Source organism: Nostoc sp. (genome assembly GCF_054880495.1).
In genome coordinates this window covers 1-16,887 of record NZ_JBTYKD010000172.1, presented here as the reverse complement: position 1 = coordinate 16,887, position 16,887 = coordinate 1, and the positions used below count along the sequence as shown (strand labels likewise).

The following is a 16,887-nucleotide window of genomic DNA, read 5'->3' as shown; positions in this document are numbered from 1 at the left end:
TAGCGATCGCAGTTGCTACCATCTGGAATTTCTGGATTAATTTGAAACTCAGCTGGCGCGTCACTGACGTTAAATAATCACAACCAGGGATTTGAAATTTAGATTTTTGCCTTTAGATTTTAGAACCAACGTGAACTACCCACACTGACTTGGAGTACCCACACTGACTTGGAGTACCAAGTACAGTTTGGGCTTCTGTTATCACAGGCGAGTGCCCAAACTTAGACTTTCGCCCAAGTTTGGGACTTACCACCCCTCCGACAGCAGAGACGGCTGATAGCGAAGCGTTAGCGAGTCTTCTCCCAAGGGGAGACGCCAAGGGCGAACGAGCGTCACCTTCCGCCAATAGCATTCTGATACCTTCTGCTCTAATATTGATAGCTGCATTTCCATCACGATCATGGCGAGTACCGCAAGCCACTGATTCGGAGTACTAAATGAGCGTGGGGGACTTACGGCGTAATAGTTAAATCTCAAATGTGAAATCTAGAAATCGATTCGTGTGAGGGCTGGCAATGAGAGTTCTTTTCCCAGGTGCATTTTATTTTTACAGAAAAATTATCTCCTTGCTAGCTGTCTATGCTACCCATTTCCTACCTTTGGCAGATACAAACTCTGGCTCACAACACAAACATTGGCATAATTGGCAGACTCGCGTCCCTCCTTTTTGGGTTCACCCCTTGCTGAACTTGATGTGGTTGATCATCGGCATCAGCTTGCGACTAGCCAACTTGACTGCAAAGCCTCCTTGGACTGATGAGTTTTCTACCCTGGTATTTAGCTTGGGGAATACTTTTTTATCAGTACCCCTAGATGAAGCGATCGCACCTGATATTCTGCTGTCACCACTGCAACTGAACCCAGCAGCTAGTGTTGGTGATGTGATTCATAACTTAGTTACACAAGATACCCATCCACCACTATATTTTGTGCTGGCTTACCAGTGGATGAAATTATTTCCCAGCGAAGGAGGATTAGTATCGCTGTTTGCGGCGCGATCGCTACCAGCTTTAATCGGTGCTGCCTCCATTCCGTTTATTTACGTATTAGGTAAGGTAGCGTTTCGCTCGCCATTAGTGGGACACTTGGCTGCTGCCATGATGGCAGTATCACCCTATGCCATCTTTTTAGCGCAAGAAGCACGCCATTACAGTTTGGCAGCCTTATGGGTAATTGCTTCCCTCACCTGCTTAGTAATTGCCACACGTCATATCCAAAACCGCACATCTTTACCTATCTGGGTAGCAGTTTCCTGGGTGGCAATTAATGCTTTGGGACTTGCTACTCATTACTTTTTCAGCCTCACCCTCTGTACAGAAGTTGTAGTTTTGATTTTTCTGGCTTGGCTTCAATTGCAGACTAGCAGCAAATTTCCTCTCCTCTTCTCTCCTCCCTGGCGGCGCATCTATGCCGTTATCATCGGTACTTTTGTGGCGGGTTTAATTTGGCTACCAATCTTTTTAGAAAATAGAAATCGCAGTAATTTGACCGAGTGGATTCAAGGTTCGCGCGTCGGACTAGATTGGTTCAGCCCAATTTTTCAAGCTTTAGGAACATTGATTGCAATGATTTCCCTCCTGCCAGTTGAATCTTCACAGGTATTGGTTGTGATTCCTTCTGGACTGGTGATGCTGATTTTCTTTATTTGGGCAGTACCAATTTTGCTGCGTGGGATCAAGATTCAACTACAGCACCCAGAAAGCCGGATTATGATTCAGGTGTTTATTGGAGTGGTTAGCAGTGCGCTCGCTTTATTCTTTATCTTTACGTACTTTCTCGGTATCGATCTCACTAGAGGCGCTCGTTATAACTTTGTTTACTTTCCCGCGATCGTTATTTTACTAGGGGCAAGTCTTGCAGTTTGTTGGCATCCTCCTAAGGAATGGAAAGGAAGAGAAAATGGGATAAAAAGCATAGGTAGATGGGGAATAAACGGTAAAAAAGCCGTGATGTTAATTTGGTTAATGGGATTTTTCAGTGCAGTTACAGTATTCTGCAATCTCGGCTATCAAAAATATTATCGCCCTGATCTTTTTGTGCAACTAATCCAACAAATATCCCCAGTGCCAGTACTGATTGCTACTACCCACAAAACTTATGTACACACTGGAGAAATGATGGGGGTAGCTAGGGAGTTTAAACTTGCCAATTCAGCCCAAAAACCTCTGTTTCTCCTTGCCCATCAAGATAAAGATCCGAATACTTCCACCATTGCTCTAGAAAATAGTTTAAATAAATTACCACGACCTTTTGATTTGTGGCTGGTAAACTTTCACGCCCCCGTAGCAGAAACCCTCAAAACATGCGTCTCTGATACTAAATCTTTGTCAAGGGTGAATGGCTACGAATATAAACTTTATCATTGTCAGCAGAGTTAGTTTTCTGATAAATACTACACACTACTTGACTCAAAAATCTGTTGAGCAGTCAAATTCAATTCTGGGAAAATGGATGATTGAATGCGACTGCTATTCCTAAACTGACTAACTTGGTACTCACCCTCAACTAAAGAGTAGATTAAGATAGTTGGTTGTTTAGGATTGCCGATAAACCGCCTGCCTCCTAAAGCTGCATAATCTACAATCCAGTATTCTACGATACCTACTGCCTCATAATCAGCTGCTTTTTTTAAATAATCATCCCTCCAGTTGGTACTCACCACCTCAACGACTAAGGGAATCGATGCTCCTTGGCTAACAGTAGATTCTTTTTTCCACAAAGGTTCATTCACTAAATTGGGCTGATTTAATATCAGCACATCTGGCGAATAAGCTGATTCGGTCTGGGTAGGTTTAATGAATGCCGTTTTGGGGATAAAATAAGGCAGTTTTAAACGTTTATATTCTGCAACTATTTCTCCAACTAAAAATCCAACAATCTCTTCATGGTCGCCAGTGGGTGGTGGCATCTGGACTATTACTCCGTCATGTAATTCATAGCGTTTCAGTGAGTTTTCGGGATAGTGGGCAACAAACTCATCGAATGTAACTAGTTTGCGTAAGGCTTGAGTCATGATTTAAACTCTCGAATTTTAGCTAAAATAAATAGATGGTAGAAAAACTCTCAGTTTTGATTTTTTTTTGCGAGAAACGGACTTACGCAAAACTACACGCCCTCCGGGGCAATTCATGTAGCTTTAGCTGACCGCAGGGTATTGCCCTAAGAAGAAAATCATTGTTTTCAGCTATTGTTTGCGTAAGTCTTGGATGAATAATAACTGATTTTTTGCTGTCATATTTTACAAATTTTTTGATGGAAATATCTGATATTTCGAGTATTTTAACTGATTGACAAAAGGCGCTTTATCTTAGTCTCTTACCGATGGGGAATCCCAAACTAACGCTCTCCGAAGTTGGAACCTCTATTTGAGAAAACTCTGGTATAGCAAATAACTAATGTAGATTACAGAATCCCCCTGCGTGAACGCTGGGGAGTGTCAACCGCAGATGTATCTTGTGGAAGTTCCTCAAATATCGATATCCATAGGAGACTAGAGAAAGAAGAACAAAATATATCTGAACACGTTTTCAAGCAGCAAAGGCTGTAAATAGTTAAGGAGGATTTATGCGTGCAGTACTGATGGCAGGCGGTTCGGGAACGCGGCTTCGCCCGTTAACTTGCGATTTGCCCAAACCGATGGTGCCAATTCTAAATCGACCAATTGCCGAACATATTATCAATCTCCTGAAACGACATCAAATTACAGAAGTTATTGCGACATTACATTATTTACCTGATGTCTTGCGAGACTACTTTCAAGATGGCAACGATTTTGGTGTTCAGATGACCTATGCCGTCGAAGAAGATCAGCCTTTAGGTACAGCAGGCTGTGTGAAAAACATTGCCGAACTTCTTGATGAAACCTTTTTAGTGATTAGCGGCGATAGCATCACAGATTTTGATCTCACGGCTGCGATCGCATTTCACAAACAAAATAAGTCAAAAGCTACTTTGATTTTAACCAGGGTTCCCAACCCGATTGAATTTGGAGTGGTGATTACCGACACAGAAGGACGGATTAATCGATTTTTAGAAAAACCCTCTAGTAGTGAAATTTTTTCCGATACCGTCAATACTGGCACTTACATTCTCGAACCAGAAGTTTTGGAATATCTGCCAGCTAACACTGAATGCGACTTTTCCAAAGACTTATTCCCCTTACTACTAGCAAAAGATGAACCAATGTATGGTTACATTGCTCAAGGTTACTGGTGTGATGTTGGTCATTTAGATGCCTACCGCGAGGCTCAGTATGATGCTTTAGATCGGAAAGTGCAACTAGATTGTGCCTACAAAGAAGTTTCCCCAAATTTATGGGTAGGTCAGAATACTTACATTGATCAGACGGCTGTTGTTGAAGCCCCAGCAGTGATTGGTGACAATTGCCGCATCGGGGCAAGAGTAAAAATTGAGGCAGGAACCGTAATTGGGGATAATGTTACTATTGGTGCTGATGCCAATCTCAAACGCCCGATAGTCTGGAATGGGGCAATCATTGGCGACGAAGCAGCTCTTTCTGCCTGTGTAATTTCCCGTGGCACTCGTGTAGACCGCCGCGCTCAAGTATTAGAAGCTGCTGTTGTGGGTTCGCTTTCCACCGTAGGAGAAGAAGCCCAAATTAGCCCTGGTGTGCGCGTTTGGCCTAGTAAAAAGATTGAGTCAGGGGCAATTTTAAACATTAACTTAATTTGGGGAAACACCGCCCAACGGAATTTATTTGGGCAACGTGGTGTGCAAGGATTAGCTAATATTGACATCACCCCAGAATTCGCCGTGAAATTGGGAGCGGCTTACGGTTCTACCTTAAAACCTGCTTCTAAAGTAACGGTTTCCCGTGATCAGCGTAATGTCTCTCGGATGGTGACGCGATCGCTGATTGCTGGTTTAATGTCAGTAGGTGTTGATATTCAAAACCTCGATGCTACAGCTATCCCCATCGCCCGCACAGTTATACCCACAATGTCGGTAGCTGGTGGTATCCATGTGCGGGTACACCCCGATCGCCCCGACTACATTCTGATTGAATTCATGGATGCTAAGGGGATTAATATCTCCAAAGCCCTGGAGAAGAAAATTGAAGGGGCTTACTTTAAGGAGGATATGCGCCGGGCGCTAATTCATGAAATTGGCGATGTATCTTATCCCAGCCAAGTGATTGAGCGTTACTGCACTGCTTTTGAGAAACTGTTGCATGTTGCCACACTCTGCAATAGTCGGGCAAAAGTGGTGATTGACTATGTTTATGCCGTATCGGGGGCAGTTTTACCCCAAATGTTGGATAAATTTGGCGCGGATGCAGTGGTGCTGAATGCCAGTGTGAATAAAACGGCGATGTCAATCACTGACCGCGAAGGACTACTGACTCAGTTAGGTCATGTAGTGGAAGCATTGAAAGCTAACTTTGGTGTGCAAGTATCGGCTAATGGGGAACAGCTGATTTTAGTTGATGAATCAGGCTTCCCAATTCGTGGGGAAATGTTAACAGCACTGATGGTGGACATGATTTTGACGGCTAACCCCAGAGGAACGGTAGTAGTACCAGTTCATGCTTCCAGTGCTATTGAACAAGTCGCCCGCCGCCACGATGGCAAAGTGATTCGCACCAAAGCCAACCCTACAGCTTTAATGGAGGCTTGTCAGACAAATCAAAATGTGGTATTAGGAGGTAGTGGAGAGACTGGTTTTATTTTCCCGCAACTGCATCCGGGATTTGATTCCATGTTCTGCATTGCGAAGATAATTGAGATGTTGACTATACAGGAGCGATCGCTTGCTACTGCTCGATCAGAATTGCCCCGTGTAATTCACAAAACTTATACAGTACGCTGCCCGTGGACAGCCAAGGGTGCTTTGATGCGTTACTTGGTAGAAACTCACCCAGCCCAAAATTTAGAACTCATCGATGGAGTGAAAGTTTGTCAACCCTATGATGACAGTTGGCTATTAGTTTTACCAGATGCCAGCGAACCACTGGTGCATTTGTATGCAAATAGCAACGATCGCGATTGGGTAGATGAGACGATCAGAAACTACCGCAGCCGTGTCCAGACGTTTGTGGAAAGACAACAAGAATATCAACCCGCCGAAGTGTAATTTGTAATTTGTAATTCGTAATTCGTAATTCGTAATTGAATTCTTTAATTACGAATTATTTTAATAATGGTATCGACAAGAAATAATCGTTAGATAGGCATCTTCCACCGCATAAACTAAACGATTTGTATCATCAATTCGCCGCGACCAAAATCCAGCTAAATTTTCCCGTAGAGATTCTGGCTTACCTATACCCTCAAAAGGCATCCGCATCGTCTCCTCAATTAGTTTATTGATTCTTTTGAGTGTCTTCTTGTCTTGCACTTGCCAGTAAAGATAATCAGCCCAAGCCTCATCCGTCCATGCCAGCATTCTAGTCAATCTATTCCCCTACCAATGCCAATGATTGATTGATCACACGGTCAGATAAATACATTCCACAGAGGCGCAATTGTTCTAAAACTGGACGTGCAGCAGGAATTACGCCTCGTTGTTTGGCAGTAATAACAATGCCTAATGTCCCTCGTACCGGAATTCCCAAAGTGGCAGCACAACGACGGGCTGCTAAATCATCTAGAATTACTTCCGTTCCAGGATTTACATAACCCCAGGTCAGTACGGCTGACTCACCTTGACCTAAATCCCAGTTTTGAATCACATTCGGGACTGGTGGTGTTTCTTGTACAACCAACCAAGCAGTATTATTGAGTGCCACTACTGTTACATCTATTTCCCCATACGCCTGAATTTCTACGGCTACAGCATCAGGAACAATAATTGATGATCCCATTAGGAGCAACAAATCAAGAAAGCCGCCCTTCGTCAAAAAAATTAGTGGGGATGTGTTGATAGCAGGAAGTTCAGCCACGGTTTAACTCGCGCTGCAAATCATCAAAGTCAACAGCAAAGACATCCACTTGTTCACGGGCTAGGACGGCTAGAAAGTCTCGGCGGTTTAACCCAGCAACTGAAGCTGCTTTCTCCATTGAGATTTCCTGCTTTTGATACCAGTAGATAGCAGCAGCGAGGCGCATATCACGCACAAATTCTTCTGGACTCAGGCGACGGGCGCTAAATACTTCTTCTGGCAGGTTAATCGTGACTGATGACATAATTTATGTCCTAAATTGCTGCGGTTTCTCGCTGCATTAATAATATCAGTTATCAATCCTGCCAGAATGCCGGAAATTGGGAATTTCGATACCCCAGTGAATGCTTCGGATATCACCCTGAAGTTATTGGCCAATCTTCCAAGCAATATCTGAAAACCGCCTTTTTTTCTATGGGCATGGGCAATGGATTGGGTGGTGGCTGAATAACTGTGATAAAAACTATTCAGCCCAGTAGAAACACCGAAAAACAGATATCAATGAACCAGTTACCTAAATTGGGAAATTTTTCATGTGTAGAATTGGTGAGGCGCTTGTCTTGCCTTTGCCAGTAAAGATAATCAGCCCAAGCCTCATCCGTCCATGCCAGCATTCTAGTCATTGGGCAAATCTCGTTCCACGGCTTTCCCTTGCTTAAATTGAGCAATAGAACGTTCCAAATGGGCTGCATTTGTTGGAGACTTCAGTAAATGCACAGTCTCCATCAGACTATTGAAAAACTCCAGCGACATCACCACCGCATCATCTGCATCTCGTCTGGTGATGATCGTATAGTCGGCATCTTCCGTCACCCGATCTAAAACCGTCTTCAGGCTATTTCTCGCCTCGCTAAAAGAAATGACTTTCATCTTGCGCGAACTTGTACTGTTTATTGTACAAGTGTAGCGTTTTCTTGAATTTGCATCCTGAAATACTTCATAAAAGTTTACTTTAGTTAAATAAAAATAATTATTAATAAGTCTGATACGATATCTTCAGGCTTATTGATATAGATATCCAACGTCACCGGATGAAATGGACTAAGCCTTAATGTTATTCCTTTGGCTTAAGCAATTGTTCTAAAATTCTCTCCAACCTTTCTACAGCAGCATTAGTTGAGACTTGATTATCTCGTAATTCAAATATTACCCCGTCTAATACTGCATTTCGGGCTTTTGTAATCTCGATAAAATCATCTGTTTTCTCGATAAAATCATCTGTTTTCTCGACGAATCTATCAATTTTTTCACCCATAGATTGAACGCTTAGAGCTAATCCATCAAGCTGTCTTTGAGTCAAGTCTTGGCGTTCAACAAGTCGGTCAAGCCTACTGTTGGATGATTCGGCATAACTGGCTGTAGACACTAGTAATTGTTTTACAGTTTCTAGTTCATTTTCAACATTGTCTAATCGCTGTGTGTTGGTCATTTTGATAATAGTCTAATATTGATTGCTGACTACAGAGCGAATCTCAAACATATTACCCACATCGTAATATATTTGGTGTATGACTATTCACATAATCGATTAAATGCTGTTACTATTACGACATTTCCGAATTTCGTAGCTTTTTTAAACTCAGAGGGGAGGCAGTCCGTTGGGCGGCTTTGCCGACTTGTTCGCGCAGCGTCTCCGACAGGAGAAGGAACTGCCGTCGCGCTGAGGGAAACGCAGAGGGGCGCTGAGTTTTGCCCATTTTAAGCAACGCCATTTTTTGGAACTAATTAGTCAACTGTTCAGAAACTCCCCAAAAGCTGATAGCGTCAAACAAAGGAGAATATCATTGTGGACGTTACAGCTTGAAAACGCGCTCTAATTACTGGCTACTGCTGCCTTATATCCAACTCCAGTGGAAAACGATCGCCAAGGGACTTGTCGGTATCTTGGGATACGTACTAGCGACATTAGTGTTGATCAATCTCGCCGGGAAATTGGCAACTCCCTTTGCCCAAGGTAATGTAGTAGCGATCGCTCAAATAACTGGCAGCTGTGCCTTAGTCTTTCTTGTCAGAGGCTTGTTTCAGTCTATACAAGATATGTACATGGCGAAAGCTGCTTTGAGAGTTGCTTTTCATCTCCGCCAGCAAGTCTACGCCCATCTCCAAAAGCTAAATCTCAGCTATTTTGAAACGGCAAAAGCAGGTGATTTATCTTACCGCCTCACGGAAGATGTTGACCGCGTTGGCGAAGTGGTAAATAAAGGATTTCACGACTTTATCCCCTGCATTTTGCAGTTGGTAGCAATTCCGATTTACATGATTTACCTGAATTGGCAACTGACATTAGCAACAGTGATTGTTGCGCCACTGATGGGTATTTTAGTGGGTTGGTTTGGGGAACGGTTACGCAAGTATTCCTTAAAAAGTCAAAATCGCGTATCGGGTTTATCAGCCATCCTCTCAGAAGTTTTCAATGGTATTCGTTTGGTACAGGCTTTTGCTGCCGAAAATTACGAAATCGCCCGCTTTGGACATGAAGCAGAACGCAGTCTTAAAGCCAAATACTCAGCCGAACGCCTGAAAGCAATTCAGATTCCGATCATCGGATTTCTGGAAGCCTTAAGTGGGTTATCGTTACTGATTGTGGGAACGTGGCAAATTTCCCAAAATAACTTGACAGTGGCAAATTTTTTCAGTTATCTGGCGGCGGCGGCGCTGTTAATTGATCCCATTGGTCATACTACTAACAACTATAACGAATTTAAGCAGGGTGAAGCATCTGTTGACCGCGTTTTTGAATTGATGGCTATTCAGCCGACGGTGATCGAAAAAACAAATGCGATCGCTTTACCCCCAGTCAATGGCAAAGTAGAATATCGTCATATTTCCTTCGCCTATAAACCAGGTGAACCTGTATTAAAAGATATCAGTTTATTAGTATCGCCAGGTGAAGCGATCGCTCTTGTGGGTGCATCTGGTGCTGGTAAAACCACATTTGTCAATCTCCTCCCGCGTTTTTACGATCCCGAAGTTGGGCAAATCTTCATTGATGGTATTGATATTCGGGATGTCAAACTGCATAGTTTGCGGCGACAAATTGGGATTGTTCCTCAAGAAACCATCATGTTTTCGGGGACAATTGCTCAAAATATCGCTTTTGGACAAGATGTTTTTGACATCAAAGCAGTTAAAGAAGCCGCGAAAATTGCTAATGCCCATCAGTTTATTAGCCAACTGCCAGAGGGTTATCATACCTGGGTGGGTGAACGTGGGGTAAACTTATCTGGTGGACAAAGACAAAGAATTGCGATCGCTCGTGCTGTTCTGCTCAATCCCCAAATCTTGATTCTGGATGAGGCGACATCAGCCTTAGATTCGGAGTCAGAAGCACTGGTACAGGAAGCGCTGGAAAGATTGATGGAAAAACGGACAGTATTTATTATTGCTCACCGTTTATCAACAGTTAGGAGGTGCGATCGCATTTTAGTTATCGAACAGGGACAAATTGTCGAATCGGGAACCCACGAAGAATTATTAGCTCTAGAGCGTCGCTATGCGCGATCTTATGCCCAACAGTTTAGTTAGAGGCGAAGTTTCTTTCTCCCGCTTCATCTATCCAACATTTCTTCAATATCCATAAGTCAAATTCCGTATTAACTAACACGTATAAAAATATTAGCCAACTGCCAGAGGGTTATCAGACTTGGGTGGGCAATCGTGGGGTAAACTTATTTGGTAGACGAAGAGAAAGAATTGCGTAGGCGTAGCCCGCCGCAGGTCTTACCCTGAGCCTGCGCCGTACCACTTCGTGGAAGCAAGCTACGCGGAGCGTCTCCAAGAGTTGGGCATCGCTCGTGCTGTTCTGCTGAATCCCGAAATCTTGATTCTGGATGAGGCGACATCAGCATTAGATTCGGAGTCAGAAGCACTGGTACAGGAAGCGCTGGAAAGATTGATGGAGAAACAAACGGACAGTATTTATTATTGCTCACCGTTTATCGACAGTTAGGAGGTGCGATCGCATTTTAGTTCTCGAACAGGGACAAATTGTCGAATCGGGAACCCATAAAGAATTATTAGCCTTAGAGCGTCGCTATGCCCAGCAGTTTAGTTAAATGTGGCCACTCTGACAGAGTAAGATAATTCCGGGTTAGACCATAGCAATTAATTTTATTTATATGTAGTGGGTGAGAAGTGAAAGGAAAAAATAATCCCAAGAAATCTCAGCTGTTAAAACAGCCATTTGCTTTAGGAATCGGTGCGGCAGTAGTAGCTACAATTTTGGGAGCAATTTACTCCTCGGTTGTAAGTTTAACTCCTTTAAAAAATGATCATGATGTTGCTTTGCATCTGCCTGGTAGTTCCAAAAGTGTCACAGGTTTGATTCCTGCAACTCTAGATCATCCTGTGAATATTTTGATTCTCGGTATTGACAATTCTGGCCATCCCCACGAGAAAAATTTTACTCCTGCCGAGGCATTAGCAGGCAATAGCGATACTATCCTACTAGCCCAAATCATGCCAGATTCTCATTCGATTAATATACTATCTATTCCCAGAGATACTCTCGTTCGATTGTATGGAGTTGGTGTAGATAAAATTAATGATGCAAACGTGCGTGGTGGAACAAAACAAGCAGCCCAAAGTGTAAGTCAGCTATTAGATGGTGTATCAATTGATCGTTATGTGCGCCTGGATACAGAAGGTTTTATTCATTTGGTAGATGCCATGGGAGGAGTTGAAGTTAATATTCCCAAAAAAATGGATTATGTAGATCATTCACAGAACCTCAGCATACACTTTTTAGCGGGTCTACAAAAGTTAAGTGGGCAGCATCTAGAAGAATACATCCGTTTTCGTCATGATGCTTTAGGTGATATTGGTCGAGTGCAGCGACAACAACAAGTTCTTAAAGATATCCTACTTACACTGCTTCAGCCACAAACTATTACTAAATTACCTCAAATTTTAAAGGTAGCTCAAGATAATATAGATACTGATTTATCTATTAATGAAATGTTAGCCATAGCTCAAACTCTAGGTCAAAGTAATCACCATAATTTTATTCTCCTGCCAGGGCGTTTTAGTGAAAAAAGTGAATACAATCTTAGCTACTGGATTTCTGACCATAAAGCTACTAGCAAAATTCTCCAACGTTATTTTAATTTTAATAATGTAGAAGTAAAAGAAGAGGACAAAAATTTAGTAGTGCCGCAAGGGATGAAAATTTTTCTCCAGAACGCAACTACACAACACGAAGCTGTAGGAAAAGTCACCTCCTTACTCGAAAAACGCGGTTTTAGAAATATTTTTCTTTCTAGTCATGAAATTGATACTAATATAGACTCTGCTCAAAAAACCAGAATTATTGCTCAACATGGAAATCCTGAAGCAGCTAATGCAGTTCAAAAAGCTCTTGGTGTCGGTGATGTAGAAGTTGCTTCTTTAGGAGATATTGCATCTGATGTCACTGTTGTCATCGGCACAGATTTGACTAGTTCCATTTCTGAAAATAATTCTACTTCTATCAGACAGAATTTGGGATTACATACTAGTACAGCACGGCGGAAATCCAACTACCATCTCAATTAACCAGAGTAGGGGCAATTCATGAATTGCTCCTACTCAAACCTCTCGGCAAACGCATCTAAATATTGACAAGAAAGCAGGGGGGCAAGGGAAAAAAATGATTTTCGTTACAAGCCTTGCCCGATGATAACTATCTCCTAGACTGAATTGCCTTGATTAACTCATAAAAAGGTTGCCAATTATCTTCCTGAGCAATTGCTTCCCAAATAGATTCAATCTTACAGCTATTTATCAGGTAAATAGACCACGCGGTAGGGGCACAGCATTGCTGTGCCCCTACGACAGATGTGGTTCAAATACATGAAAACTGCTGTAAGTTGACACGTATGCATCTTGCCCGCCCCGAAATATAAGGGACGGGCAAGATGCCCATCCCACAAAACTAGCAAAATCATCCCGCAAATATGCAACGCCAAAACTTGAAAAAGTCGAGGAAAAATGGGTAACGAGGTATGCGTGACAAGCACCAAATCATTCAGGAGCCGTGTGAAGGGAAACTTTCAAGCACGGTTTTAAAGACCAACGGGGTTGGTGACAACCTCGTTGAGTTTAATTCCCCACCTTCAAGGTACTCATTCGGTGGGGAGTGTCAATAGCAAGCTATTCATCGTTGGCAAAATCCAGAACCAATTTTGGGTTTACCAATATCTATTCACTCAGCGTGTATTGGTGTTTATCAGTGGTTCTTTAACTCTATTGTTTGTGGTGGGTTCCCAGCAGCATAAATCTCCCACATCGCAAAATAGGCTTGTTCTAGATTGCGGGTGAAACGTGGTGTATCAAATAGGGGGTAAGTGGTACGATTTTGTGCTAATCTCTGTTTGATTTCCGGCAATGCTGTAGGGGAATGTGCTAAATGTATGGCTAATTGCTCATATTGCTCTAAGTTATTAGTGATTAAGTCTGGTAAACCAACTGCTGTCAGCAAACTAGCAGCAACACGAGAAGCAAAGGTTTTTCCTATACAAGTAATAATTGGTAAACCTGCCCATAAAGCATCACTAGCAGTAGTGTGAGCATTATAATATAGAGTATCTAGAAATAAGTCTGCTAATTGATGTCTGGCTAAATGTTCTGCTTTGGGGTGATATTGGGCAAAAATTAAGCGATCGCTATTAATCCCCCACGCTTGAGCTTCTCTTTTAAGATTATCCTCAGCAGCCGGGAATCTGACAAGTAACCACAGCACACTACCCGGAACTGCGGCGAGAATTCTCATCCAAACATCGAAAATCTGCGGTTCAATTTTATAGTTGTTATTGAAGCAGCAAAAGACAAAACCCGACTCTGGTAAACCATACTCAGAACGAGTCACAGGTGTAGAAGCGATCGCTTGTTGATCATCGTTAACTTGATAGCTGTGGGGTAAGGTGACTAACTTCTCGCTAAAACCATCAGCAAATTCTGGCGGTGTGACTACAGGATCACCAATAATATAATCGATAAATTCAGCGCCCATCGTTCCCGGATAGCCCAAATAGCTGACCTGAATGGGAGCAGGTCGTAAAGCTAAAATAGCGCTGCGAGAACCAGCAGTGTAACCTTTGAGATCGATTAATATCTGAATGCCATCATCATAAATCTGGCGGGCGCTTTCTTCTATAGATAAAGTCGTAATATCTCGGAAGTGTTCGCAGTTAGCAGCGATGTGCTGGCGGTATTCGCTATTGTCGTCTGTGCCGAAAGAGTAAGCAAATATCTCAAAATTAGCCTGATCGTGCAGGTTAAATAAGCTTTTGATCAGATGACTGGTAGCATGGTTGCGGAAATCATTGGATAAATAGCCAATGCGTAGCCGCCCAGTCAAGGAACGGGAATGAGTAAAATTGAGAGATTGCTGTACCCATTGTTTCTGGATATTTTCGCCGTGTGTACGAGCGATTTTTAGCAAAAAAGTCCTCTCCCAAGGCTTGTATATGGTATCAAAAGGGCCGATTGTTGTCGGTTTTGCGTTCTCAACCTCCTGGAGAGTTTGTTCCCAGATGCGGGTTAAATCAGACTGACGACTACGCCAATCGCAAGTCATTTCTTTGAGGTAAAACAGGTAATTGAAGGCTTCAGCCGAGTCTGGTTGCAGTTCTAAAACCTTTTCAAATATTACCCTAGCTTCATCTACTTGACCTTGAGTAGTCATCGCCAAAGATATCAGTGCTGACCCCAAGCGGTTATAAGCTTTAATATAGTCTCGTTTGTGGTCAACAGCCGCACGATAACAAGCGATCGCACTTTCTAAATTCTCTTGCGCCTCTAATACAATCCCCAGATTCAGATAAGCATCTGGATAATTGGGATTTTTTTGTAAAGCCTCCTGAAACTTAGCTGCTGCTGCTGATAGCTTACCTTGCATTTGCCAAGCTAAACCGAGATTATGGTGAGCAAAAGCATAGTTCGGGTTACTGAGAATTGCAGATTGAAAATAAGCGATCGCTTTTTCTAAATTTTTCTGGGCTACGCAGACAATACCCAAATTATTTTGTGCTTCTGCATATTTAGGATTAATTGTCAATGCCTGTTGGTAAGCCAAAACAGCTTGGTCAGTTTGTCCTTGACTGTCCATAATTACCCCCAACTGATACCAAGCGGGAGCATATTGGGGATATTGGCTAATTATTTGTTCGTATAAAGCGATCGCCTCTGTCAATTGTAGTTGTGTTTGTAAAGCTAATGCTTGTTGATAAAGCTGTTCTATGGCTGGAAATTGCTGCGGTTGGGTTGACCATAACCAATCAGAATTAGACCAGTCTCGACTTTGAGGTATGATTGCAGAGATAATTTCATCTTGATCTGCGTTGTTAGTAAATTCTTGTATAGGCGATAGTACATTTCCCCCAATTAGCGGCGAACGTGGATCAAGGGTAATCATCTGCTGAATCTCCTCAGTATGGAATCCCAACGCCTGTGGGCGAGAGACTCCTGATAACACCTGCACATCATAAAGTTCCGTCACCTCTCCTTCTAGACGTAGCCAGTGGACAACTTGGCCAGTTTTCAAATCAATCACCATCAATCCACAGCGTGGTTCAGTATTTTTACTGGCTAAATTCTCATCCAGTTTTAAACCAGAAAAAGTTTTGTCACGGGGTTTAGATAAGCCGACAATGGCATAATCGCCACTAAATGCCAAACCACGCAGAAAACCGGGACAAAAAGCAATAGGCTGAAATATTCCATCAGTATCGATATAGCCAAATTCCCCCGTGCCAGCATTCAGCAACCACAACTTACCCTGATAAAATCGTGGAGCGTGGGGCATAGATAAACCCCTAGCAATCACCTGATCAGATTGAATATCAATAATACAGCCGCCGCCTTGTCGCTTGTCCCGCCAACCATCCACTACATCCGATTCACCACAAAGGGTAACATAGCGGGGTTTCCCGTCCACCATCGCCAAACCATTTAGGTGACAGCGATCCTCATCTACCAAACTAGAAATAAACTGAGGTTTCCATAAAGGAATACAACTATGGCGATCGCTCACCGTTGCCAGACAATTTAAGATAGTACTGATAAAAACAATGCGTTCATTATCAGCTTCCACCGCCAAATCATGAATATCTAAATCCCCAGTAGTATAAGCAATGCGGGGAATATAAAGCTTGTCATAACCATCATAAAGTTGTCCTGGAGTTAGCACATTGTCCAACTGCCAGACTTGGGATATAGAACTGAGATAAATTCGTTCTGGGGTAGCATATAACCCCATTGCGCGGTCAAAAACGCGCTCAAATCCCGATAATTGTCCGTAGGTGTTCACCCCTAACAGCATGAGGCGCGAACTTTGATAGGTAGAGAAAGCCAGACTAATTTGCTGAGATTGCAGCCAGTCGATGAAATGACGCGAAACCAGTATTTCTACAGGGAGAGGAGCTTTAGTGGTGGATTGTACGATCATTGGCAAAAATATAATTTTTTGACACTAGGGGTATTCATCGCTAGAATGTTGGGCGTTCAGTTACTAACTATACATATATAAACATTCAAGTCAATAGCTATGTAAAATTCACTAGAACACTTCTTGCCCCCGCAAGCCTACTGAGGGGCTACCAAATGCCCGACTTCTTAAAGAAGGTGACAATTCAGGTCATGTGGAAAAGCTAACGATTGACCTAACCCCGGAGCAAGCTTCCCGATACGGGAAGGGGGGAAATTCAAAGTCTCTCTCATACAACGAGAGAGAAATAGAAATGAGGTTTTCCAGATACCGTGAAAAGTCAGCTTTAAGAAGTCGGGGATCTGACCACCAAGTGATTTTACTGAAAACTTACGCAAACAATAGCCGAAAAGAGTGATTTTTAGGTAGTGGCAATTCATGAATTGCCACTACTATAAACCCCATCTAAGTTGAGAACCGTAGTTTTCGCCCTCACCCTAAATCCCTCTCCCATATCTGGGAGAGGGACTTTGAAATTCTGGCTCCCCTTCTCCCATATTTGGGAGAAGGGGTTGGGGGATGA

Annotated in this window: 12 protein-coding genes and 2 pseudogenes; 5 read left to right on the top strand and 9 right to left on the bottom strand. The window is 42.8% G+C overall.

The window, feature by feature from the left end; all coding sequences use genetic code 11:
• Positions 1 to 112: 112 nt before the first annotated feature.
• Positions 113 to 415, bottom strand: a pseudogene (locus ACYTXL_RS16830) (hypothetical protein); the annotation flags it as partial.
• A gap of 100 nt (positions 416 to 515) precedes the next feature.
• Here ACYTXL_RS16830 and ACYTXL_RS16825 point away from each other — a divergent pair.
• The gene (locus ACYTXL_RS16825) at positions 516 to 2,378 is read left to right on the top strand and encodes a glycosyltransferase family 39 protein (RefSeq protein WP_461925726.1); all 1,863 of its coding nucleotides are present in this window, start codon (positions 516 to 518) and stop codon (positions 2,376 to 2,378) included.
• A gap of 14 nt (positions 2,379 to 2,392) precedes the next feature.
• On the opposite strand, the gene ACYTXL_RS16820 is transcribed toward ACYTXL_RS16825, so the two are convergent.
• Positions 2,393 to 3,013: a Uma2 family endonuclease gene (locus ACYTXL_RS16820; protein ID WP_461925725.1), complete on the bottom strand. Its 621-nt coding sequence runs from the start codon at positions 3,011 to 3,013 to the stop codon at positions 2,393 to 2,395.
• A gap of 551 nt (positions 3,014 to 3,564) precedes the next feature.
• Between ACYTXL_RS16820 and ACYTXL_RS16815 the strand changes: the two genes are divergently transcribed.
• Positions 3,565 to 6,093 carry a mannose-1-phosphate guanyltransferase gene (locus tag ACYTXL_RS16815; protein WP_461925724.1) on the top strand — a complete coding sequence of 843 codons (2,529 nt, stop codon included), beginning with the start codon at positions 3,565 to 3,567 and terminating at the stop codon, positions 6,091 to 6,093.
• 60 nt (positions 6,094 to 6,153) lie between these two features.
• Here ACYTXL_RS16815 and ACYTXL_RS16810 read toward each other — a convergent pair whose 3' ends face one another.
• The 6 genes from ACYTXL_RS16810 to ACYTXL_RS16785 form a co-directional block, all read right to left on the bottom strand.
• Positions 6,154 to 6,405 carry a Txe/YoeB family addiction module toxin gene (locus ACYTXL_RS16810; protein WP_461925727.1) on the bottom strand — a complete coding sequence of 84 codons (252 nt, stop codon included), beginning with the start codon at positions 6,403 to 6,405 and terminating at the stop codon, positions 6,154 to 6,156.
• A gap of 10 nt (positions 6,406 to 6,415) precedes the next feature.
• Complete coding sequence (locus ACYTXL_RS16805) at positions 6,416 to 6,901, bottom strand: DUF3368 domain-containing protein (RefSeq protein ID WP_461925723.1); 486 nt, start codon at positions 6,899 to 6,901, stop codon at positions 6,416 to 6,418.
• Positions 6,894 to 7,145, bottom strand: coding sequence for a UPF0175 family protein (locus ACYTXL_RS16800; RefSeq protein ID WP_334787472.1), 252 nt, complete (start codon positions 7,143 to 7,145; stop codon positions 6,894 to 6,896). Before ACYTXL_RS16800 ends, ACYTXL_RS16805 begins: the two co-directional genes overlap by 8 nt.
• A gap of 223 nt (positions 7,146 to 7,368) precedes the next feature.
• Positions 7,369 to 7,524, bottom strand: coding sequence for a hypothetical protein (locus tag ACYTXL_RS16795; RefSeq protein ID WP_461925728.1), 156 nt, complete (start codon positions 7,522 to 7,524; stop codon positions 7,369 to 7,371).
• Positions 7,517 to 7,771 carry a type II toxin-antitoxin system Phd/YefM family antitoxin gene (locus ACYTXL_RS16790; RefSeq protein ID WP_461925722.1) on the bottom strand — a complete coding sequence of 85 codons (255 nt, stop codon included), beginning with the start codon at positions 7,769 to 7,771 and terminating at the stop codon, positions 7,517 to 7,519. Before ACYTXL_RS16790 ends, ACYTXL_RS16795 begins: the two co-directional genes overlap by 8 nt.
• A gap of 184 nt (positions 7,772 to 7,955) precedes the next feature.
• Positions 7,956 to 8,330 carry a hypothetical protein gene (locus tag ACYTXL_RS16785; protein WP_461925721.1) on the bottom strand — a complete coding sequence of 125 codons (375 nt, stop codon included), beginning with the start codon at positions 8,328 to 8,330 and terminating at the stop codon, positions 7,956 to 7,958.
• Positions 8,331 to 8,701: 371 nt separating this feature from the next.
• Here ACYTXL_RS16785 and ACYTXL_RS16780 point away from each other — a divergent pair, with 371 nt between their 5' ends.
• The 3 genes and pseudogenes from ACYTXL_RS16780 to ACYTXL_RS16770 all read left to right on the top strand — a co-directional run bounded on the left by ACYTXL_RS16780 (position 8,702) and on the right by ACYTXL_RS16770 (position 12,433).
• Complete coding sequence (locus tag ACYTXL_RS16780; RefSeq protein ID WP_461925720.1) at positions 8,702 to 10,426, top strand: ABC transporter ATP-binding protein; 1,725 nt, start codon at positions 8,702 to 8,704, stop codon at positions 10,424 to 10,426.
• A 68-nt stretch (positions 10,427 to 10,494) separates the two neighbouring features.
• Positions 10,495 to 10,956, top strand: a pseudogene (locus tag ACYTXL_RS16775) (hypothetical protein); the annotation flags it as partial.
• A gap of 79 nt (positions 10,957 to 11,035) precedes the next feature.
• Positions 11,036 to 12,433, top strand: a complete 1,398-nt coding sequence (locus ACYTXL_RS16770; RefSeq protein WP_461925719.1) for an LCP family protein — start codon at positions 11,036 to 11,038, stop codon at positions 12,431 to 12,433.
• Positions 12,434 to 13,106: 673 nt separating this feature from the next.
• On the opposite strand, the gene ACYTXL_RS16765 is transcribed toward ACYTXL_RS16770, so the two are convergent.
• Entirely contained in the window at positions 13,107 to 16,325 is a 3,219-nt protein-coding gene (locus ACYTXL_RS16765) for a TIGR03032 family protein (protein ID WP_461925718.1), read from the bottom strand.
• Positions 16,326 to 16,887 lie beyond the last annotated feature (562 nt).

Bases quoted from the DNA above. Each gene is read 5' to 3' on its own strand.
- ACYTXL_RS16825 (WP_461925726.1), top strand. From the start codon at position 516: ATGAGAGTTCTTTTCCCAGGTGCATTTTATTTTTACAGAAAAATTATC.
- ACYTXL_RS16820 (WP_461925725.1), bottom strand. From the start codon at position 3,013: ATGACTCAAGCCTTACGCAAACTAGTTACATTCGATGAGTTTGTTGCC.
- ACYTXL_RS16815 (WP_461925724.1), top strand. From the start codon at position 3,565: ATGCGTGCAGTACTGATGGCAGGCGGTTCGGGAACGCGGCTTCGCCCG.
- ACYTXL_RS16810 (WP_461925727.1), bottom strand. From the start codon at position 6,405: ATGCTGGCATGGACGGATGAGGCTTGGGCTGATTATCTTTACTGGCAA.
- ACYTXL_RS16800 (WP_334787472.1), bottom strand. From the start codon at position 7,145: ATGTCATCAGTCACGATTAACCTGCCAGAAGAAGTATTTAGCGCCCGT.
- ACYTXL_RS16795 (WP_461925728.1), bottom strand. From the start codon at position 7,524: ATGACTAGAATGCTGGCATGGACGGATGAGGCTTGGGCTGATTATCTT.
- ACYTXL_RS16790 (WP_461925722.1), bottom strand. From the start codon at position 7,771: ATGAAAGTCATTTCTTTTAGCGAGGCGAGAAATAGCCTGAAGACGGTT.
- ACYTXL_RS16785 (WP_461925721.1), bottom strand. From the start codon at position 8,330: ATGACCAACACACAGCGATTAGACAATGTTGAAAATGAACTAGAAACT.
- ACYTXL_RS16765 (WP_461925718.1), bottom strand. From the start codon at position 16,325: ATGATCGTACAATCCACCACTAAAGCTCCTCTCCCTGTAGAAATACTG.